Raw genomic sequence first — 21413 nt, 5'->3', positions numbered from 1 at the left:
GAGCTCCATTCAAGCGGGATAGTCTTGCGGAAAGACTCTCCAAGGAAGAATTATTGTGATCAGGCCGCTTCCTAGCCTTGGGTTACTTGATCGCGTTTTTCGCGTTTGGTTTCCGAGCCTGTTGTTTTTGTTGCTCAACGGCTGCACCAGCGCCAGCTATTACAGCCAACTGGCCAACGGCCAACTGCAGTTGCTGCGAGCCAGGGAGCCTGTTTCCAGCGTGATTGCCGACCCGGCGCGCGATCAAAAACTGCGCACACACCTGGAGCAATCGCAAAAGGCCCGAACCTTCGCCAGCCAGCAATTGCACCTGCCGGATAACCAGAGTTACCGCTTGTACGCGGACATTGGGCGTCCCTTCGTCGTCTGGAATGTCTTCGCCACGCCGGAATTTTCCCTCAAGCCCGTAAACCACTGTTTCCCCATAGCCGGTTGCGTGGCCTATCGCGGTTACTACAGCCAGAGCGCAGCCCGCGGCGCAGCGGCTTTGCAACGCTTGCAAGGCATGGACGTGTCGATTGGCGGCGTCGAGGCCTATTCGACACTTGGCTGGTTCAACGACCCGATCATCAGTTCGATGATGGGCTGGGGGGATGAGCGACTGGCCACGTTGATCTTTCACGAGCTGGCCCATCAGCGCTTCTATGTGAAGGACGACACGGAGTTCAACGAATCCTTCGCCACCTTCGTCGAGCAGGAAGGTACTCGCCAATGGCGCGCCTACCGCCAACTGCCACCGGATAACAATGCGCAGGCACGTCAGCGCGACCAGTTCACTGAATTGGTGCTCAAGACCCGCACCCGACTGGAAAAGCTCTACACCTTGCCGCTGCCAACTGAACAAATGCGCCAGCGCAAGGCGGCCGAGTTCGAGCGCTTGCGCAGCGAATACCGGCAATTGCGCGACAGTCAGTGGGACGCAGACAAACGCTATGACGCCTGGATCTATGCCCCCATGAACAATGCCCGGCTATTGCCGTTTGGCTTGTACGACCAATGGGTGCCGGCTTTTGCCGCACTGTTCCAGCAGGAGAATGGCGACTGGCTTAAATTTTACGCCGCCGTGGAAAAGCTTGGCGCCTTGCCGACGGACGAGCGCAAGGCCGCGCTGAAGGCTTTGGCTGACGGAGCCGATCAACCAAAGAACCAGTAGCAAACCCCGATCGCACCCAGCACCCCGGCAAGCTCGGCCAGCAATGCACAACCAACGGCATGGCGTGCACGCTGGATGCCCACGGCGCCGAAGTACACCGCCAGGACATAGAACGTCGTTTCGGTACTGCCCTGGACAGTTGCCGCCACCAGTGCCGGGAAGCTGTCCACACCCGAGGTCTTCATGGTTTCAATCAGCATCGCCCGGGCGGCGCTACCGGAGAAGGGTTTGACCATCGCCGTAGGCAGCGCATCGACGAAACGCGTGTCCCAACCGGCCCATTCCACCAGATGACGGATCCCGTCCAGGCCAAAGTCCAGCGCCCCGGACGCGCGCAGTACGCCTACCGCGCAGAGCATCGCCACCAGGTAGGGCAGCAAGTTTTTGGCGACGTCGAAACCCTCTTTGGCTCCTTCAACGAAAGCCTCGTAGACCTTCACTTTGCGCAGCGCGCCGATCACTAAGAACAGCATGATCAGGCCAAACAGCGTCAAGTTGCCGAGGATCGATGACAGGCCGGCCAGAGCGGTCGCCGAAAGGGTCGCCAGCAACGCCATGAAAGCACCGAGGGCGAGGGCGCCGGGGATCAGGTAGGCCAGCACTACGGGGTCCCAGATGCGCAGGCGCTGCATGAACGCCACCGACAGGAAGCCGACAATGGTGGAGCAACTGGTCGCCAGCAGGATCGGCAGGAACACCAGCGTCGGGTCCGGAGCCCCTTGCTGGGCGCGATACATGAAGATCGTCACCGGCAACAGGGTCAGCGAGGAGGCGTTGAGCACCAGGAACAGGATCTGTGCGTTGCTGGCGACGGTCGCGCTGGGATTGAGTTCTTGCAGTGCTTTCATGGCCTTGAGGCCGATCGGCGTGGCGGCGTTGTCCAGGCCCAGGCCATTGGCGGCGAAGTTCAGGGTGATCAGGCCGATGGCCGGATGACCCGGCGGGACTTCAGGCATCAAGCGCAAGAACAGTGGTCCCAGGGCCTTGGCCAGCCATTCGACGATGCCGGCTTTCTCGGCAATGCGCAGAAAACCCAGCCAGAGGGTGAGGGTGCCGAACAGCAGCACCATGACTTCGACCGACAGCTTGGCCATGGCAAAAATGCTTTCCACCATCGCCGCGAATATCCCGGCGTTGCCACCAATCAGCCACTGGGCCAGCGCCGATACGGCTGCCACGATGAAGAAGCCAAGCCACAGGCCATTGAGCATCAGTCAAATCCCCCCAAAAGATCCGCGAATGATAGCGGGGTGGCCAGAAACGACAAACCCCGGATTTCTCCGGGGTTTGTCTGGTGCGGCAGATGCTCCCACAAGGGGTATTACATCAGCTCTTGGAAATCTCGCCTACCGGCAGCTTTTCCTTGCTGCGCCAGTGCGGCAGGGAGTTCCAGTAGCGCTGGCCCTTGGCGTCGTCGTACATGCCTTCCCAACGAGCGATAACCAGAACCGCCAGGGCGTTGCCGATCACGTTCAGCGCGGTACGGGCCATGTCCATGACACGGTCGACACCGGCGATGAACGCCAGGCCTTCCAGAGGAATACCGACGCTGCCCAGGGTGGCCAGCAGTACCACGAAGGACACACCCGGTACGCCGGCGATGCCTTTGGAGGTGACCATCAACGTCAGTACCAGCAGCAGTTGCTGGCTGATCGACAGGTCGATGCCATACAGCTGGGCAATGAAGATTGCCGCGATGCTTTGGTACAGGGTCGAACCGTCGAGGTTGAACGAGTAACCGGTCGGCACCACGAAGCTGCAAATCGCTTTCGGCGCGCCGTAGGCTTCCATCTTCTCGATCACGCGCGGCAGCACGGTTTCGGAGCTTGCGGTGGAGTAGGCCAGTACCAGCTCATCCTTGAAGATGCGCATCAGCTTGATCACCGAGAAGCCGAACAGGCGAGCGATCAGGCCCAGGATCACGAAAGCGAAGAAGGCGATGGCGACGTAAACCAGGATCACCAGTTTGGCCAGCGGTATCAGCGAGGCGAAGCCGAAGTTGGCAACGGTCACCGCGATCAGTGCGAACACGCCGATCGGGGCGTAGTTCATGATCATGTGAGTGACCTTGAACATGCTTTCCGAAACGCCCTGGAACATCTTCACCAGCGGCTCACGCAGGTCCGCCTGCAGGCTCGACAGACCGAGACCGAACAATACGGAGAAGAAGATGATCGGCAGCATTTCGCCGCGAACCATGGCCGCGAAGATGTTCGACGGGATCAGGTTGAGGATGGTTTCGATGAACGCGTGTTCATGCTGAACCTCGGCCGCCGTGGCCTGGTACTTGGAAATGTCCACAGTGCCCAGGGTGCTCATGTCGATGCCGGCACCCGGATGGAACAGGTTGGCCAGCAGCAGGCCGACCACGATGGCGATGGTGGTGACGATCTCGAAGTAGATGATGGTCTTGAAGCCGATGCGCCCCAGCTTCTTGGCGTCACCGACGCCGGCAATGCCGACGATCAAAGAGGAGATGACGATCGGGATCACGATCATCTTGATCAGACGGATAAAGATATCGCCTGCCGGTTGCAGGACGTTGCTGATCCACCAGGCTTTTTCGGCACTGAAATGGTTGAGCAGCGCACCGATTGCTATCCCCAATACCAGACCGATGAGGATCTGCCAGGCGAGGCTAAGCTTTGCCTTCTTCATATTTTTACCCTTACTTGCGTTTGACTCAGGGAGATGCGCGAACTGGAACGCTTATGGCGAAAAAGTCCAGTGCATCTGCCCCCCGTATAAGGTGCCCCGGAGCGCGTGTTTGCCGCTCTCTGGCAGGCGAAAAAAGGCGCAACTATTCCGATGCAGGTAAGCGCCGTCTAATGCCGTAAACGCCTACCCTATGCAGAATCGGCATGAGGTTTTTTTAGCGAAACGCGCGTCCCAACCGGTTCGAATACGACATTTCAGCAGGCATAAGTGCCGTGAACCGGCCATCACAGAGCAGATTGAATATTTTTTGAGCAGCGACTGAGCGTTGATTTTTCAGCAAAATCCCGCCGGGCGAAGGGAAAAATCGCGGCCAAAGAAAGGTGATTTTTCTCGATATACGGTCACCAATGAAACACCGAGAAAAGTATTTTCCGACGTAACAGGGATAAGGACGGGATAACACTGACGAAATAGAGACGAGCGCTCTATTTCAATATGTTGCTTGATCAAGCCCTTCGCAAGCCCGTCGAGCCTTGGCGGTCCGGCGAACTTGCGCAGTAGCTTCTCCTGACCCGGCCCTTGCGCAGGTACTCCCTGTACCCGTAGGTCACTCCGCCCCTGAAACAGGCAGAACGTCCCGACCCCTTGGTCATGCGCCGGCCTTCCTCAGGTGGCGCAGGTGGAAAGAGGCGCTGGCCTCCTTCGTGTACAAATTCTGTTCTATCAGCAAGCCCTTGATGGAGCCTCAGGCAAGTCGGGAAAACGCCAGCCCGCATGCCATGGCACTACCGCCCAACAGCAGGGCGGCTGCCAGTGACTTGAACAAACCTCTCATATCAGCCTCGACCGCGACGGCCAAAGAAGAAGGAAGCAATGAACATCACCAGGAACACGACAAACAGAATCTTGGCGATACCCGTGGCGGTGCCCGCGATACCACCGAAGCCCAGTACAGCGGCGATGATGGCGATGATCAGGAATGTGATTGCCCAGCTCAACATGGTGATTCTCCTTACGCTTCTGTTTAGAGGTGCTGCATTTCCCGGCGCATGGGGTGCGGCGGAAGTTATGTCTAGAACACCCAACGCTCTTGATGACGTATCTCACCCACAGGCCCGGCCTGGTCGACATCCATCATGCGCATCGGTGGGCTATCAGCCTGACTACTGCTGACGGCGCTGAAATGGGTTTGGGTCGGATGCGGAATCGACAGGAATGGCGCTTCCGGCTGCCGGCTCTGCTCCCAGCGCAGAAACTGCTGGCCGCCAAGCAAGGTAATCAACAGCGCCAGAACAGCAAACAGTCCTTGCTGGATATACACAGGCGAGAGTTGCAGGTGGGCGGCACGTTGACGGTTCATCCTGGGGCTCCTACCACTGGGGTCGGTTCGATAGCGGGCGCTTGTTTTTGAATACCCTGGTTAATCAGACAATTGCAGAGCGCATGCCAGCTTTGATACGAATTAATTCCCTTTAATATCAATATGTTATGAACGCCAAGGAAACCACTTCGCGCGCATCCTGCACGATGCCATCTATGCAGTCGTGCGTATTGCACGACGGGTCTGAAGGAAGGCGTAAATTTTTTGAATTGAGAGGAGGGTACGGAGGTCAGAAATTCACGCTGGCCGTTGGCAGATTCCGGGTATCTATCAAAAGACCCGCAAAGTCAGGTGGCTAACCGATACATCCGATGAGAGCTACCCTGCCATGACAGGAATGGCTCAGAATCAATCATGCAACTTGCCCGATTTCTCCGGGACTAAATTAAGATCATTCTTTAAGGAGCGTAGGAAAATGGAATCCGCCACTGAGCATCAAGGCCGCATTCTGCTGGTGGACGATGAGTCCGCCATCCTGCGTACTTTCCGTTACTGCCTTGAAGACGAAGGCTACAGCGTGGCCACCGCCACCAGCGCCGCGCAGGCAGATGCCCTGTTGCAGCGACAGGTTTTCGACCTGTGCTTCCTCGATTTGCGTCTGGGTGAAGACAACGGCCTCGATGTGCTGGCCCAGATGCGTATCCAGGCGCCCTGGATGCGGGTGGTGATCGTCACTGCCCACTCGGCCGTCGACACGGCCGTGGATGCGATTCAGGCCGGTGCCGCCGATTATCTGGTCAAACCGTGCAGCCCCGATCAATTGCGTCTGGCAACCGCCAAGCAACTGGAAGTTCGACAACTGTCGGCGCGACTGGAAGCCCTGGAAGGCGAGGTGCGCAAGCCCAAGGATGGTCTGGACTCCCACAGCCCAGCCATGAAAGTGGTACTCGAAACCGCCCGTCAGGTCGCCACGACTGACGCCAATATTCTGATTCTGGGTGAATCCGGTACCGGCAAGGGCGAACTGTCCCAAGCCATTCATGGCTGGAGCAAACGCGCGAAGAAATCCTGCGTCACGATCAACTGCCCGTCGCTGACCGCCGAGCTCATGGAAAGCGAACTCTTCGGCCACAGCCGCGGCGCCTTCACCGGCGCCAGCGAAAGCACCTTGGGGCGAGTCAACCAGGCTGATGGCGGAACGCTGTTTCTCGACGAGATCGGCGACTTTCCCCTGACATTGCAGCCGAAGTTGCTGCGTTTTATTCAGGACAAGGAATATGAGCGCGTCGGTGATCCGGTGACCCGTCGTGCCGATGTGCGCATCCTTGCGGCCACCAACCTCAACCTTGAGGACATGGTGCGCGATGGTCGTTTCCGTGAAGACCTGCTCTATCGCCTGAATGTCATAACCTTGCACCTGCCACCGCTACGCGAACGCCGCGAAGATATTCTCAACCTGGCCGACCGTTTCCTGGCGCGCTTCGTCAAGGAGTACGCCCGTCCCGCGCGCGCCTTCAGCGACGAGGCCCGGGAAGCGCTGCTGAGTTATCGCTGGCCGGGCAACATCCGTGAGCTGCGCAACGTGATTGAGCGGGCGAGCATCATCTGTCCGCAGGAGCGGGTCGAGATCAGCCATCTGGGCATGGCTGAAACCCCGGTCACCAATGCACCGCGAATCGGCGCGGCACTGAGCCTGGATGAGCTGGAAAAGGCCCACATCGGCGCGGTCCTCGCCACCGCCGACACCCTGGATCAAGCGGCGAAAACCCTGGGCATCGACGCCTCGACGCTGTACCGCAAGCGCAAGCAGTACAACCTGTGAGCAATCGCCGATGAAACTGGCGATGAAATTACGGACCCGGCTTTTCCTGAGCATCTCCGCACTGATCACCGTCGCGTTGCTCGGGCTCTTGCTCGGGTTGGTCAGCGTGATGCAGATGGCCGGCAGCCAGGAAGCACTGATCCGCAATAACTTCATCACCCTGGACCTGGGGCTCAAGCTGCGTCAGACCCTGGGTGATCAATTGATCATCATGCTCAGCGAGAAGCCTGACTCCGCCGCTTTCGCGGCCTCGAAGCAGCATTACTTCGAACTGCTGGAGGAAGGCATCGCCCAGGAGCCGGCAGATACCGGAAGCGAGCACGGCTTCAGAAAAGCCAAGGCCGACTACGAGAGCTTTATCCAGGCTTATGAAACGTCCCCGAACCCGTCGAATGTGCTCAGCAGCCACGACAACCTGACGGAAAAATTCAACGCACTACGCAATGGCCTGATCGCCGAGCACAAGCGCGCACTGGATAACATCAGCGATACCGAGCGACAGGCCCGGGAGCAGGCATTGCTGATTGCAGGGTTGCTTGGCCTGGTGGGGCTGGCAGTGCTGATCATCGGCTTCGTGACCGCGCAAGCTATCGCCCGACGTTTCGGGGAGCCCATCGAGGCCTTGGCCAAGGCGGCGGACCATATCGGCCAGGGCAATTTCGATGTCACCCTGCCGATTTCTTCGGCGATGGAACTGAACCAGCTGACCCGACGTTTCGGGATCATGGCCCAGGCACTGCGTGAACATCAGGCCACCAACGTCGATGAGCTGCTGGCCGGTCAGCAGCGTTTGCAGGCCGTGCTCGATAGCATCGACGACGGACTCCTGATGATCGACCGCCAGGGTCATCTGGAACACCTTAACCCTGTAGCCCAGCGTCAATTGGGCTGGGAGTCCGATCGTCTGGGTCAGGGGTTGGGCACGGCGCTGAAGCGCCCCGAGCTCGATGAGCAGCTGCAACTGGTACTGCGCGGCGGCACGCTGGAGCGGGCGCTGGAAGACTTGAGTGTCGAAGTCGACGGCGAGTCGCGACTGCTGACCTACAGCCTGACTCCGGTCAGCCATACCCAGGGCCATATTCTGGGCGCCGTGATGGTGCTGCATGACGTCACGGAACAGCGTGCCTTCGAACGGGTACGCAGCGAATTTGTATTACGCGCCTCCCATGAATTGCGCACACCAGTCACTGGCATGCACATGGCCTTCGGATTGTTCCGTGAGCGCGCGCACTTTGCCCAGGACTCCCGGGAAGCCGACCTGCTCGATACCGTGAATGAGGAGATGCAGCGGCTGATGCAGTTGATCAACGACCTGCTGAACTTCTCCCGTTACCAGAACGGTTTGCAGAAGCTCACCCTGACGCCTTGTTCCATCGAGGCGTTGCTGGAACAGGCTCGCTCACGCTTTGCCACGGCGGCCGAAGAGCAGGAAATCAATCTGCTGGTGGAGGTGCAGGAGCCTTTGCCGCGGTTACAGGCCGACCAGCCACAACTGGAGCGGGTACTCGACAACTTGCTCGACAATGCCTTGCGGCACACCGGATCCGGCGGGCGGATACGTTTGCATGCCCGGCGCCACGGTGACCGGGTCATCATCAGCGTCGAGGACAACGGCGAAGGTATTGCCTACGGCCAGCAGGGGCGGATCTTCGAGCCGTTCGTGCAGGTCGGACGCAAGAAAGGCGGGGCCGGGCTCGGCCTGGCCTTGTGCAAGGAGATCGTGCAATTGCATGGCGGGCGGATGGGCGTCTATTCACGGCCGGGGCAGGGTACTCAGTTCTACATGGCGCTGACCGTCTAGGTCACCCTCACGCTTCGTCATCCAGGCGCCGGCCTCCCCGACGTCGCCCCCGGGTAATCAATTCAGTGAACTGCACTGCGCTCAGCGCCCGCGCGAACAGCCAGCCCTGGCCGAACTTCACGCCTTCACTGCACAGGAACGCGGCCTGGGCCTCATGCTCGATGCCCTCGGCAATCACCTTCAGGTGCAGCGACTGGGCCATGTGAATGATGTGCGGGGCCACGCCGCTGCTGGCGGCGTCATGGCCCAGCGCGTCAATGAACGCCTTGTCGATTTTCAGGCAATCCACCGGCAGGGTTTGCAAATAGGCGAGGCTGCAATAGCCGGTGCCAAAGTCATCGATCAACACCTGGTGTCCGACATCCCGTAGCGCTTGCAGGTTTTCCCGGGCCACCACCACATCGACCAGCCCGCGCTCGGTGACTTCAAAGGCAATTTGCCGCGCAGCGACGCGGTGCAGGGTCAACAACCGCGCCATCACCTGGCCGATCCGCGGAACCATCACATCACACGCCGCGAGATTGACCGAGATGTACAACTGCGGGTTGGCACGCAGCAACTGGCCGAGTTGCTCGAGCAGGCGTTGCAGGACGAAGTCCGTCATCTGGCGAATCTGCCCGGTATTCTCTGCCATCGGAATGAACAGGTCGGGACTGGTCAGGGTGCCGTCCGGCCTGCGCCAGCGCAGCAGTGCTTCAGCCCCGACACAGTTGCGGCTATCGAGGTCGAAGATCGGTTGATACAGCACCTGCAACTCGCCCCGGCGAATCGCGCCGGTCAGTTCGGCGTCCAGCGACTGCCGCTGGCGCACCAGCAGAAACACCAGGAACCCGACGCAGATGCCCAGCGCGAGGCTGGCCGGCAGCAACCACCACCAGACCGCCGGGATATGCATGCCGGTGCGTGGGCTGATCAACACCAATTGATATTCCGGGTTGTCGGTGGGCATCCGGTATATCAGGCGTGCCTGGGTGATTTGCAGCGCATCACGGTTTTTCGGTGGCCAGGCCTCGTCCGGCGGCCATACCTGAGAAGCGCCGAGCACCGGAATCGCGCGCGCGCCATGGTCCAGGACTACCAGCAGGCTGCTGCCCGGCGACAGGTCGACCATATCGGTCAAATGCCCGCGAGAGGTCGCGACCCGGAAATTCCCGCGCCCGAGCATCAGCGCGGCGCGGTTTTCATCGGGTTCGGTGGTGGTGTTGAGCCAATAGCTGTAAGTCGGGCCCTTGATGTCTGGCGATCGACTCAGCGACAACCCTTCCTGGCGGGGGCGATTGGAGCAGATTCGCGAGGAGTCCATGTAGGCAGCTTCGTAGACGAAGCGATAATTGAACGAAACCTGCTGCAGGGTTGCGATCATTTCAGCATCGCAACCGCGCAACGGTTGCGCTTCAAGGTCGTCAAGGCTTTCACGCAGTTGACCGAAGAGCTGTTCCAGGCGGGCGAGGAAGCGTTCGCCCTGAGCATTCATTTCTTCGCTTTCGTTTTGCTCGACCTGGTGTATGGCAACGAACAGGCTGCCGGCCATCAACAACGTTGCGCTCAAGACAGTAGACATCAGCCCCAGGAACCAGGGGCGATGGAACCAACTACGTAAGGTCTCTCGAGCAGCGGTCATTGTGAAATATCCGAAGGATTACCAATGAGTTATAGCTGCTGATTGGAAAAAAGCCCTGACCGTCGGGCGGGCGTCATTATTTTGTCTGATTCAACACCAAAAGTAGCGCGGCAGTTTGCGCATCCGGAGTGCCATCGAAGTGCGCCGGACGGAAATGCATCTGGAATGCCGCGATCACATGTCGTGTCGCGACATCGAGCTCGCCGGTTTGTGGCGAGGCATAACCCAGGCGGGTCAACTGCGCCTGAAACCAGCTGATGCTCGGCAACTGCTCGGCGAACAACATTTGCTGGCGCGCCACCGCCTGTTCATTCGGCCAGATACCCAGGCCTTCGGCGGCCAGACGCTTCCAGGGAAACAGCGGCCCCGGGTCCAGCTTGCGCAAAGGTGCAATATCGCTATGGCCGATGATGTCGCGAGGCTTGATGCCCTGACGTTTGCTGATGTCCTTGAGCAATACGATCAACGACTGGATCTGATCTTCGGTGTAGGGATACCACACGCGTCCGGTCGGGGTGTCCTTGAAGCCCGGATTGACGATTTCGATACCGATGGAACTGGAGTTCAGCCAGGTCCGGCCATTCCATTCGCTCTCCCCGGCGTGCCAAGCTCGCACATTTTCATCCATCAGCTTGTAGATGGTGGCGCCCTTGTCGTCGCCGATCAGGTAATGGCTGCTGACTTCACCGTGGGTCAGCAATTGCAACGAACGCTCCAGCGAGGCATTGGTGTAATGCACCACCACGAACTGCACACGGCTGTCGTAATTGGCTGAGGGATGACTGGTGTCAAAACGGGGACCGCCGGCGCAGCCGGCCAGCAGAATCAGTGACGCAATCAGAGCAAAATATTTCATGGCGAAGGCAGTACACACAAGACAATAATGCAACAGTGTAACGTAATGCCTGGCGGGCTGACGGCAATCAAACAAAATGGAACAATTGACGATCAGCCCGGCTCCACGCGATTGCGTCCGGCATTTTTTGCGCGATACAGCGCCTGATCGGCTCTTTTAAGCACCTGATCGCCGTGTTCACCCGGCCTGAACGCCGTCATCCCGATAGACACGGTGATGGTCACCGGCTCTCCCTTGAAGTGGAAAGGACAAGCCTCAATGGAGGCCCGCAAGGCTTCCAGCAACTTCAACCCCGCCGCTGGCACCGTGGATGGCATCAACAGCACAAACTCCTCGCCGCCAAACCGGGCAATGAAATCCGTCCCGCGCAACCGCTTGCGCAACACACTGGCGATGATTTTCAGCACTTTGTCACCGGCCAGGTGCCCGTAGTTATCGTTGATCCGCTTGAAATGATCGAGGTCGAGCATGGCAAGCAACAACGTGTTGCCATGTTGCTGCCATTGTGTGATTTCATGATCCAGGCGCTCGCTCCAGGCCGCACGGTTGGGCAGCCCGGTCAACGGGTCGACCAATGCCTTCTGCCGTTGCTCTTCAAGGTGCTCGCGGTAACCCTGGGCCTCCTGCTCCATATGGGCGACCCGTTCGGCCAGGCTGTGCAAGCGCGCAGCGACCTCCTGCTCGCGCTCATCGCGTTGTTTCTGGTGCTGGTCCATGGTACCCAGCAAGCCTTCGAGATGGTTTTCCAGTACGTGCTTGAGATCCTCCAGGTCCGCCGCTTCCTGCATGCTGCTTTGCAGGCCATCGACCTGTTCACGGATCTGCGTATCCATCTGCCGCGCAGCCGAACGGTTGTCGGCGTGCCCTGCGGTGGCGGCCTGCAAGTTGCTCTGGAACGACTCGAGACGCTCGTTCAATCGTTGCAGATAGGCTTCGAACTCATGCTGGCCGCTGTCGGTAATAGCCAGCATCAACGTGGCGAAGTCGTCGAGGATCGGCAGCAATTCGTACCAGTTCAGACCGTTTTTCAAACGATCGCGCATGGATTCGGCTTGCGGGCGATGACGTTCGGGCAATGTCAGGTCGTCGAGCAGCCCCAGCAGCGTGTCTTCGATGTGACTGGCCACCGAGCTGTAGGAGGGCTCGGGGGAATCCGGAAGTGCATAGAGAATATCGTGTTCGGATAGCGCCTGATCGACGACGGCCACATCCTCCATAGGCATCGGAGGTAAAGGCAAGCTATCCGGCGAAACTTGCGCGGTCAGCTCGTCAGGGTTTGCTTCCGATTCAGGAGTCGTCGCGATGGTTTCCGGGGCGGACTGCCCGGCCGATTCGATTTCTGCCGCGACGGCACTGGCCGGTTGAGGTTCCACAGCCGGGTGGGCAAAAGCTACGATTGCCGGAGCAGGCGCAGCCACGGTTGGCCCGGTCGGTGCAGACTCACCTTCAACTCGCGCAGCGGGGGGTACCTGGAAAGTTGCCGCAGGATTCCTGGCTACAGAGACCAGATCAGGAGAAATAACCGTTGATGCCGCTGCCTCCTCCGCTTCACGACCGCCGAACAACCGCTGCAGCAAGCCCGGCCGGCCATTCTCCGTCGGGGTCTCCAGCTGGCTCAGGGCCTTGCCCTGCAAGCCACTCAGCTCGCTGAGCAGCAAGGGTATCTCACGTGCCTGACTGACTCGCGCATCCAGTTGCTTGGCGAAACTCTTGAGTGGCCGACTCACATCCCGTGGCAACGGCAATGTTTGCAGTTGTGTGACCAGCGCATTGAGGGCGGCACTGGTCTGGTTGACCCGGGTTTCCCGACGCTGCTCCGAGTCGAGCACTGCCTTTTCAAGGCGTGGAATCAGCGCGGCCAGGCCTGCGTCCATGTCGTCGGTGCGCACGACCTCGCGCATTTCTTTCATGCATTGGTCAACGGCGCGGTCAGTACCTTCCGCCGCCAGGGTGCTGCGCACCAGCCCGCGACGCAGCAAGTCGAGCCGCGCGTCCCAGCGACGTTCGAGCTTTTCCTGTTGTTCGATGCTTTTGAGGTATTTCTCTTTCCAACGCTGTGCTTCGTCGCTCATTCAGGGGTTCCGCGAGGGGCAGGACTCAATGCGGGCAATGCATCGGCCGTGAGCGAACCCGGCAAACGAATCTCTACCGCTACCGGCAGGTGATCGGAAATGGGCTGTGCCAGCACCTCGACCTTTTCCAGGGTCAGGCTCGGGCTCAGCAAGATATGGTCCAGGCAGCGCTGTGGGCGCCAGCTGGGAAACGTCGCTTCCAGTTGCGGCGCAAGCAGGCCGAGATCGCGCAACGGGGAATGTTGCAGCAGGTCACTGGCATGGGTGTTCATGTCGCCCATCAGTACCTGGTGCTTGTAGTCGCCAATCAACTCGCGGATGTAGGCCAATTGCAGGCTGCGGGCCCGGGCGCCCAACGCCAGGTGCATCATGACCACCACCAGCGCTTCCGGGCCTTCGCCGAACCGCACCAGAATGGCTCCGCGCCCCTTTGGCCCCGGCAACGGATGATCCTCGATTGCCCATGGGCGCAACCGGCTGAGCACGCCATTGCTGTGCTGGGCCAGGCGACCGAGATTGCGATTGAGTTGTTGATACCAGTAGGGAAAGGCACCGAGCTGGGCCAGGTGTTCGACCTGATTGACGTAGCCTGATCGCAGGCTGCCGCCATCGGCCTCTTGCAAGGCGACCAGATCGAAGTCGCCCAGCAGATTGCCGATTTTCTGCAGGTTATCGGCACGCCCGGTGTGCGGCAGCAGGTGCTGCCAGCCCCGGGTCAGGTAATGCCGGTAGCGCTCGGTACTGATACCGACCTGGATATTGAAACTGAGCAAGCGCAGACGACTGTCTGCGGGCAAGCCCGTGGACTCCAGATGATGCTCGTTGACCCGCGGATCATGCAGGCCAACGATGCGTTCAGTACCCCATCGGCGCATGGCAGTGACTGCCCTTAGTTGGCGGCAGCCTTGTTAGCCGCTCGCTCTTTGTCGATCAGTTTGTCGGCCAGTTGCAAGGCCTGTTCGGCACCGCCGGCGGAACCCACGTCAAAGCGGTACTTGCCATTGACGATCATGGTTGGAACGCCGGAGATTTCGTACTTCTTGGCCAGTTCACGAGCCTTGACGATCTGGCCCTTGATAGCGAAAGAGTCGAAAGTCGCAAGGAACTTGTCCTTGTCCACGCCTTGGGTAGCGAGGAAGTCGGCCATGTCGTTCTTGTCGGTCAGTTTTTTGTGTTCTTTCTGAATGGCATTGAACACCGCGGCATGGACGTTGTGTTCGACACCCATGGCTTCAAGGGTCAGGAACATCTGGCCGTGAGCGTCCCACGGGCCACCGAACATGGCTGGAATGCGCACGAAGTTCACGTCCGAAGGCAGCTTCTCGACCCACGGATTGATCACTGGCTCGAAGGCGAAGCAATGCGGGCAGCCGTACCAGAACAGCTCTACCACTTCGATCTTGCCAGGCACGGCGACCGGAACAGGGTTGGTCAGTTCGACATAAGGCGCGGCGGGGGCGTCAGCGGCCTGGGCAGTCATGCCGAACAGGCTGGCAGCGGCAAAAACGGCGCTGATGATCAGATTACGCATGCTTTACTCCTGGACAAATTTTATCGCCTCGCGCGACTTGTTATCGGACAGATCCTGGCGGGCTTGAGTTCTGTAGTGTAACGGCAGCGGCCACAAAAAAGGGCGGCCAAGGCCACCCTTTTTATACTTGCTGTGACGGATTAATCGAGCGTTAACACTGCAGGCGATAAGCTCGCCGCTCAACGCCTGATCCGCCGGCCTTAGTGCAGGCCTTGAATGTAGCTGGACACCGCGGCGATGTCTTCGTCGCTCAGCTTCTTGGCAATGCTCTGCATGGGCTTGGTATCGCCGTCGTTGGTGCGGCCGCCTTCTTCCTTGCGGAAATCGACCAGTTGCTTGCCGACGTATTGAGCGTGCTGACCACCCAGGTGCGGGAAACCGGCAGCCGCGTTACCTGCGCCATTTGGCGAGTGGCAACCGGTGCAGGCTGGCAAGCCCTTGGCCAGGTCACCACCACGGAACAGGGCTTCACCGCGAGCGACAATCTTCGGATCGGCGGCACCGACGCTACCTTTCTGGCTGGCGAAGTAGGCGGCGATGTCCGCCAGGTCCTGATCGCTCAGGTTGGTGAGCAGGCCGGTCATTTCCAGAACAGTGCGCTTGCCCGACTTGATGTCGTGCAATTGCTTGGTCAGGTAGCGTTCACCCTGACCCGCCAGTTTTGGAAAGTTTGGCGCCATGCTGTTGCCATCCGGGCCGTGGCAGGCGCCACAGACGGCGGCTTTGGCCTGGCCGGCTTTTGCATCACCCGGTTGTACTGCCTCACCTGCAGCATGGGCCATGCCGGAGATGCCCACGGTCAACAGCAGACTCACGATCAATTTCTTCATCAGCTAATCCAACTACGGCTAAGGGTTAAGAGTTATGGACCGGGCTTACTCGCTCATCCAAAGGATGATGGCTTGGTAATCCTCGGCACTGCAGTCCATGCACAAACCACGCGGCGGCATCGCCTTGAAACCCTGGGTCACGTGTTGCACCAGCGTCTCCATACCTTTCGCCAACCTCGGCGTCCAAGCTTCCTGATCGCCTTTTTTCGGCGCCATGGGGAGTTGGCCGGAATGACAGGCACCACAAACACGGTTGTACACAGCTTCCGGATCCTGTGTAGCCTGAGCGCTGTAAAGCGGCATCAATACACCGGCAGCTAGCAGCCATTTCGTCATAAAACGACCTTTTCAGGGTTGAGAGCGAGCTGCGTTCTAGTGCGCAATCAAGGTCTGTCGCTCTCGTGAACTTCATCCTACGCTGGGACAAAGCGCACACAAAATCTGCGGCATTATATACTGGCGTCACTGAAACGGAAGCGACACTGCTTGCCGCACCCATTCCTGGCGCCGCCCACATCGGAAATCCCATGCAACTCAAGAATCCCATCCTCGGTCTGTGCCAACAGTCCACCTTCATGCTCAGCGCCGCCAAAGTCGACCAATGTCCGGATGACGAGGGCTTCGAAGTCGCCTTCGCCGGGCGTTCCAACGCCGGCAAGTCGAGTGCCTTGAACACCCTGACGCACGCCAGCCTGGCGCGCACCTCGAAAACCCCGGGGCGCACGCAACTGTTGAATTTCTTCAAGCTAGACGATGAACGCCGTCTGGTCGACCTGCCGGGCTACGGTTATGCAAAAGTACCGATCCCGCTCAAGCAACACTGGCAGCGTCACCTGGAGGCATATCTGGGTGGTCGCGAGAGTTTGAAAGGTCTGATCCTGATGATGGACATCCGCCATCCGATGACCGATTTCGACCTGTTGATGCTCGACTGGGCCGTGGCTGCCGGCATGCCGATGCACATTCTGCTGACCAAAGCGGACAAGCTGACCTACGGCGCGGCCAAGAACACACTGCTCAAGGTTCAGGCGGAAATCCGCAAGGGCTGGGGCGATCTGGTGACAATCCAGCTGTTTTCGGCCCCGAAACGCATGGGCCTGGAAGATGCCTACACCGTACTGGCCGGCTGGATGGAACTGGCGGACAAGGGTGCCGAAGCAGAAGCCCAGTAAGTGCGAAAACTGCCTGCGGTGCACGCGGGCAGTTTTCTCGGGGCAAAAAAAACCCCGGGCTTCATATGGGGAGGGAGAAGTTCCGGGGTTGAAGCTCTAGACCGCTAGGGCGGGGTCCAGATATCTGCCAACACTTAACACAACATAGGAGCATCGAAGGGCTTCACCAGCCATTCAGTAACTCTGAGTGGTGGTGTGCAAGATTAGTTCAGATTTTTTTCAAATGGGTTTGAAATAACTCTGATAACCCTTCGGACCAAACTGTTTTTTGCGCCCTTCTGCCGCGGCACTATGCCGCAGCAGAAAAGGTCTTTTCAGGGGGCTCAGTGAGCCTCATCCCAGTTGTTTCCAACACCCACTTCGACCAGCAACGGCACATCCAGTTTCGCCGCCTCGCTCATGTGCACGCGAATTTCATCGCGAACCTGGTCGACCAGGTCTTCACGCACCTCGAGCACCAGCTCATCGTGCACCTGCAAGATGACTTTGGCGTCGAGGCCCGACACGCTCAGCCAGTTATCCACCGCGACCATGGCTTTCTTGATGATGTCTGCAGCGGTGCCTTGCATCGGCGCGTTGATCGCCGTGCGTTCGGCGGCGGCGCGCTCTTGCGGCTTGTTGGAGTTGATGTCCGGCAGGTACAGGCGACGGCCGAAGAACGTCTCGACATACCCTTGCTCGGCGGCCTGGGCACGCGTGCGGTCCATGTACTGGCGAACGCCGGGGTACCGGGCGAAGTAGGTATCGATGTAGGCCTTGGCGGTCTTGGTGTCGACGCCGATGTCCTTACCGAGCTTCTGCGCGCCCATGCCGTAGATCAGGCCGAAGTTGATCGCCTTGGCGCTGCGGCGCTGGTTGGAGGTCACGTCGGCCAATTCGACCTTGAACACTTCGGCGGCGGTCGCGGTGTGTACGTCCAGATTGTGGCGGAAGGCGTTCATCAGCCCTTCATCCCGGGACAGGTGCGCCATGATCCGCAGTTCGATCTGCGAATAATCCGCCGCCAGCAGCTTGTAACCGGCCGGGGCCACGAACGCCTGGCGGATGCGCCGCCCTTCGGCGGTGCGCACCGGGATGTTCTGCAGGTTCGGATCACTGGAGGACAGCCGCCCGGTGGACGCCACTGCCTGGTGATACGAGGTATGGATCCGCCCGGTACGCGGGTTGATCTGCTCCGGCAGACGGTCGGTGTAGGTGCTTTTCAGCTTGCTCATGGAGCGGTATTCCATGAGCACTTTCGGCAATCGATAGTCGTCTTCTGCCAGTTTGGCCAGCACTTCTTCGGCGGTGGACGGCTGGCCCTTGGCGGTTTTCTTCAATACCGGCAGGCCGAGCTTCTCGTAAAGGATCACGCCAAGCTGCTTGGGCGAACCGAGGTTGAATTCCTCACCTGCAATCTCAAAGGCTTCACGCTCCAGCGCCACCATCTTGTCGCCCAGTTCAATGCTTTGCACGCCCAGCAAGGCGGCGTCGACGTATGCGCCCTGGCGCTCGATACGCGCCAATACCGGTACCAACGGGATTTCGATGTCGGTCAGCACGCTGGCCAGGCTCGGAATGGCCGAGAGCTTTTCGAACAGGGCATGGTGCAAGCGCAGGGTGATATCTGCATCTTCGGCGGCGTAGGGCCCGGCCTGCTCCAGGGCGATCTGGTCGAACGTCAGCTGTTTCACGCCTTTGCCGGCGATGTCCTGAAAACTCACTGTGGTGTGGTCCAGATACTTCTGCGCCAGGCTGTCCATGTCATGGCGCGTGGCCGTGGAGTTGAGTACGTAGGACTCAAGCATGGTGTCGAAGGCGATGCCACGCACGGTAATGCCGTTGTCCTGATCGCCGCCGATGGCGCAGTTGGCCAGGATGTTCATGTCGAACTTGGCGTGCTGGCCGACCTTGAGTTTGCTCGGGTCTTCCAGAATCGGCTTGAGTACGCGCAGGACCGTATCGCGATCCAGCTGCTGCGGCACGCCAATGTAGGAATGGGTCAACGGGATGTAGGCCGCTTCATTGGCCTGAACCGCGAACGACAGGCCCACCAGTTGCGCCTGCTGCGCATCGATGCCGGTGGTTTCGGTATCGAAGGCAAACAGTTTGGCGTTGTTCAGCTTTTCCAGCCAGGCATCGAACCGCGCCTGATCGAGGATGGTTTCATAGGCGGCTTCAGCAGCGGCGGCTGGCGCTTCGGCCTCTGGTTCGCTGAACAGATCGGCGGCCGGTGCAGGCTCGGCGGTAGCGCTCAGCTCCAGACGCTTGGCATCCCTATCGAGGTCGTTCAACCAGCTCTTGAATTCCAGCAGGGTGTACAGCTCGTAGAGTTTGGCCGGATCTTCAGGACCCATTTGCAGGTCATCGAGCCCAACGTCCAGCGGCACATCGACCTTGATGGTCGCCAGCCGATAGGAAAGGAAAGCCATTTCCTTGTGCTCTTCGAGCTTGGCCGGCAGGGTCTTGGCGCCGCGAATCGGCAGGGTCGGCACAATGTCGAGCTGCGCATAGAGTTCGGTCAGGCCCCCGTTCACACCGACCAGCAGGCCGGAAGCCGTTTTCGGGCCAATACCCGGAACACCTGGAATGTTGTCGGACGAATCGCCCATGAGCGCCAAATAATCGATGATCTGCTCCGGAGCGACGCCAAATTTCTCCTTCACGCCCTCCACGTCCATGCTGCTACCGGTCATGGTGTTGACCAAGGTAATGTGACCGTCGACCAGTTGCGCCATGTCCTTGTCACCGGTAGAGATGATCACCGGACGATCCGCCGCCGCGCTGCTGCGGGCCAAGGTGCCGATCACGTCATCGGCCTCGACGCCTTCGACGCACAGCAGCGGGAAGCCCAGGGCGATCACGCTCTGGTGCAGCGGCTCGATCTGCAAGCGCATGTCGTCGGGCATGCTCGGACGGTTGGCCTTGTATTCGGCGAACATCTCATCGCGAAAAGTCCCACCCTTGGCGTCGAACACCACGGCGAACGGACTGTTCGGATATTGCTTGCGCAGGCTCTTGAGCATGTTCAACACGCCCTTGACCGCGCCGGTCGGCAGGCCTTTGGACGTGGTCAGCGGTGGCAGTGCGTGAAAGGCGCGGTACAGGTAAGAAGAACCGTCCACCAGGACGAGGGGGGCTTGGCTCATGAGCAGGATCAACCTTTTCGGCGGGTCCGGCGCTAGAATAGCGGGACCGTTGACGACAAAGGGACAAGGTTATCATGCGCACACTAAATCGCCTGTTGCTGGCTGGCTTGTTTGCAATCACACCACTGGCCGTCATGGCGGCGGACGATGCGCCATCGCCGGAACCGGATGTGACTATTCGCACGGAAGGCGACAACACGATCAAGGAGTACCGCCAGAATGGCTTCCTGTATGCCATTCAGGTAACACCGAAGGGCGGAAAACCGTACTTTCTGGTGCGGGCAGATGGATCGGACGGTAACTTTATCCGCTCGGATCAGCCCGATATGCTGATTCCGTCGTGGAAGATTTTCGAATGGAAGTAGTTTCTTAATTTCAATCGGCGCCGGCTCAATAGCGGCGCCCGTACTGGCAGCTTAAACATGTCTGTGTTCACCCCCCTGGCTCGGCCCGAGCTGGAAGCTTTTCTCGCCCCTTATGGCCTCGGCCGCCTGCTTGATTTCCAGGGGATTGCCGCCGGTAGCGAAAACACCAATTTCTTTATCAGCCTGGAGCAGGGCGAATTTGTCCTGACCCTGGTCGAGCGCGGCCCGGTTCAGGAAATGCAGTTCTTCATCGAACTGCTCGACGTGCTGCACGGCGCGGACCTGCCGGTGCCTTATGCCTTGCGCACCACCGACGGCGTGGCCTTGCGCGAACTGGCGGGCAAGCCTGCGTTGCTGCAACCGCGCCTGGCTGGCAAACACATCAAGCAAGCCAACGCGCAACATTGCGCGCAGGTAGGTGAGTTACTCGGCCATCTGCACCTGGCGACCCAGGCCAACATGATCAAGCGCAAAACCGATCGCGGCCTGGACTGGATGCTGGAAGAGGGCACGCAGTTTTTGTCGCACCTCGGTGGTGCCGAGCAGAAAGAGCTGCTGCAGCGGGCGCTGGAAGAAATCACCCGGCAGAAAGTAAAAATCCTGGCACTGCCACGGGCGAACATTCACGCCGACCTGTTCCGTGACAACGCGATGTTCGAAGGCACGCACCTGACCGGGTTGATCGACTTCTACAACGCCTGCTCCGGGCCGATGCTCTACGACGTGGCGATTGCCTTGAACGACTGGTGCTCGGACGACGATGGCGTGATCGATGGACCACGAGCGCGGGCCTTGCTCGGCGCTTACGCGGCCTTGCGACCGTTCACCGCCGCCGAAGCCGAGTTGTGGCCGACCATGCTGCGGGTCGCCTGCGTACGGTTCTGGTTGTCACGCTTGATCGCCGCGGAGTCGTTCGCCGGGCAGGACGTGTTGATTCACGATCCGATGGAGTTCCAGTTACGCCTGGCGCAGCGCCAGACGGTCAATACGCCGCTGCCTTTCGCCCTTTAAAGCAAAGATCGCAGCCTTCGGCAGCTCCTACGGAGCAATGTAGGAGCTGCCGAAGGCTGCGATCTTTTTGTT

Annotated in this window: 18 protein-coding genes; 6 read left to right on the top strand and 12 right to left on the bottom strand. The window is 59.5% G+C overall.

Going from position 1 to position 21413, the window contains the following annotated elements:
• Window positions 1-55 precede the first annotated feature (55 nt).
• Window positions 56-1153, top strand: a complete 1098-nt coding sequence (locus ACMDB8_RS28345) for an aminopeptidase (protein ID WP_056726699.1) — start codon at window positions 56-58, stop codon at window positions 1151-1153.
• On the opposite strand, the gene ACMDB8_RS28340 is transcribed toward ACMDB8_RS28345, so the two are convergent.
• The 4 genes from ACMDB8_RS28340 to ACMDB8_RS28325 all read right to left on the bottom strand — a co-directional run bounded on the left by ACMDB8_RS28340 (window position 1135) and on the right by ACMDB8_RS28325 (window position 5171).
• Window positions 1135-2364 carry a nucleoside recognition domain-containing protein gene (locus ACMDB8_RS28340; RefSeq protein WP_046042661.1) on the bottom strand — a complete coding sequence of 410 codons (1230 nt, stop codon included), beginning with the start codon at window positions 2362-2364 and terminating at the stop codon, window positions 1135-1137. The two genes, ACMDB8_RS28345 and ACMDB8_RS28340, sit on opposite strands and share 19 nt — an antisense overlap.
• A 115-nt stretch (window positions 2365-2479) precedes the next feature.
• Window positions 2480-3811: a glutamate/aspartate:proton symporter GltP gene (gene gltP / locus ACMDB8_RS28335; RefSeq protein ID WP_056726700.1), complete on the bottom strand. Its 1332-nt coding sequence runs from the start codon at window positions 3809-3811 to the stop codon at window positions 2480-2482.
• An 836-nt stretch (window positions 3812-4647) separates the two neighbouring features.
• Window positions 4648-4812, bottom strand: coding sequence for a DUF1328 domain-containing protein (locus tag ACMDB8_RS28330; protein ID WP_003177151.1), 165 nt, complete (start codon window positions 4810-4812; stop codon window positions 4648-4650).
• 71 nt (window positions 4813-4883) lie between these two features.
• Window positions 4884-5171: a hypothetical protein gene (locus ACMDB8_RS28325; protein ID WP_056726701.1), complete on the bottom strand. Its 288-nt coding sequence runs from the start codon at window positions 5169-5171 to the stop codon at window positions 4884-4886.
• Between the two features lie 436 nt (window positions 5172-5607).
• On the opposite strand from ACMDB8_RS28325, the gene algB reads away from it, so the two are divergent.
• On the top strand, window positions 5608-6954 hold the full coding sequence (gene algB, locus ACMDB8_RS28320) for a sigma-54-dependent response regulator transcription factor AlgB (RefSeq protein ID WP_056726702.1): 1347 nt from the start codon (window positions 5608-5610) through the stop codon (window positions 6952-6954).
• Between the two features lie 10 nt (window positions 6955-6964).
• Complete coding sequence (locus ACMDB8_RS28315; RefSeq protein ID WP_056726703.1) at window positions 6965-8755, top strand: KinB sensor domain-containing domain; 1791 nt, start codon at window positions 6965-6967, stop codon at window positions 8753-8755.
• A 7-nt stretch (window positions 8756-8762) separates the two neighbouring features.
• Here ACMDB8_RS28315 and ACMDB8_RS28310 read toward each other — a convergent pair whose 3' ends face one another.
• The 7 genes from ACMDB8_RS28310 to ACMDB8_RS28280 all read right to left on the bottom strand — a co-directional run bounded on the left by ACMDB8_RS28310 (window position 8763) and on the right by ACMDB8_RS28280 (window position 16001).
• On the bottom strand, window positions 8763-10376 hold the full coding sequence (locus ACMDB8_RS28310) for an EAL domain-containing protein (protein WP_056726704.1): 1614 nt from the start codon (window positions 10374-10376) through the stop codon (window positions 8763-8765).
• Window positions 10377-10452: 76 nt separating this feature from the next.
• Window positions 10453-11232 carry an N-acetylmuramoyl-L-alanine amidase gene (locus ACMDB8_RS28305; RefSeq protein WP_223542701.1) on the bottom strand — a complete coding sequence of 260 codons (780 nt, stop codon included), beginning with the start codon at window positions 11230-11232 and terminating at the stop codon, window positions 10453-10455.
• A gap of 92 nt (window positions 11233-11324) precedes the next feature.
• Window positions 11325-13304 carry a GGDEF domain-containing protein gene (locus tag ACMDB8_RS28300; protein WP_409078222.1) on the bottom strand — a complete coding sequence of 660 codons (1980 nt, stop codon included), beginning with the start codon at window positions 13302-13304 and terminating at the stop codon, window positions 11325-11327.
• Window positions 13301-14179: an endonuclease/exonuclease/phosphatase family protein gene (locus ACMDB8_RS28295; RefSeq protein WP_056726707.1), complete on the bottom strand. Its 879-nt coding sequence runs from the start codon at window positions 14177-14179 to the stop codon at window positions 13301-13303. Before ACMDB8_RS28295 ends, ACMDB8_RS28300 begins: the two co-directional genes overlap by 4 nt.
• A gap of 14 nt (window positions 14180-14193) precedes the next feature.
• Window positions 14194-14835 carry a thiol:disulfide interchange protein DsbA/DsbL gene (locus tag ACMDB8_RS28290; RefSeq protein WP_056726708.1) on the bottom strand — a complete coding sequence of 214 codons (642 nt, stop codon included), beginning with the start codon at window positions 14833-14835 and terminating at the stop codon, window positions 14194-14196.
• Window positions 14836-15035: 200 nt separating this feature from the next.
• Window positions 15036-15665, bottom strand: a complete 630-nt coding sequence (locus ACMDB8_RS28285) for a c-type cytochrome (RefSeq protein ID WP_056726709.1) — start codon at window positions 15663-15665, stop codon at window positions 15036-15038.
• A gap of 45 nt (window positions 15666-15710) precedes the next feature.
• Complete coding sequence (locus ACMDB8_RS28280) at window positions 15711-16001, bottom strand: c-type cytochrome (protein ID WP_008002190.1); 291 nt, start codon at window positions 15999-16001, stop codon at window positions 15711-15713.
• Window positions 16002-16192: 191 nt separating this feature from the next.
• Here ACMDB8_RS28280 and yihA point away from each other — a divergent pair, with 191 nt between their 5' ends.
• On the top strand, window positions 16193-16837 hold the full coding sequence (gene yihA, locus ACMDB8_RS28275) for a ribosome biogenesis GTP-binding protein YihA/YsxC (protein ID WP_046042671.1): 645 nt from the start codon (window positions 16193-16195) through the stop codon (window positions 16835-16837).
• A 323-nt stretch (window positions 16838-17160) separates the two neighbouring features.
• On the opposite strand, the gene polA is transcribed toward yihA, so the two are convergent.
• The gene (gene polA / locus ACMDB8_RS28270; RefSeq protein WP_056726710.1) at window positions 17161-19965 is read right to left on the bottom strand and encodes a DNA polymerase I; all 2805 of its coding nucleotides are present in this window, start codon (window positions 19963-19965) and stop codon (window positions 17161-17163) included.
• A 74-nt stretch (window positions 19966-20039) separates the two neighbouring features.
• On the opposite strand from polA, the gene ACMDB8_RS28265 reads away from it, so the two are divergent.
• Window positions 20040-20330 (top strand): DUF2782 domain-containing protein, encoded by a 291-nt coding sequence (locus ACMDB8_RS28265; protein ID WP_015092908.1) that lies wholly within the window; start codon window positions 20040-20042, stop codon window positions 20328-20330.
• A 57-nt stretch (window positions 20331-20387) separates the two neighbouring features.
• The gene (locus tag ACMDB8_RS28260) at window positions 20388-21341 is read left to right on the top strand and encodes a homoserine kinase (RefSeq protein ID WP_409078221.1); all 954 of its coding nucleotides are present in this window, start codon (window positions 20388-20390) and stop codon (window positions 21339-21341) included.
• Window positions 21342-21413: the final 72 nt, after the last annotated feature.

The sequence above is a fragment of the Pseudomonas monachiensis genome, from assembly GCF_047345015.1.
GTDB classification, from domain to species: Bacteria; Pseudomonadota; Gammaproteobacteria; order Pseudomonadales; family Pseudomonadaceae; genus Aquipseudomonas; species Aquipseudomonas monachiensis.
Note: the sequence above shows the minus strand (reverse complement) of the source record. Positions and strands in the feature narration are given on the sequence as shown.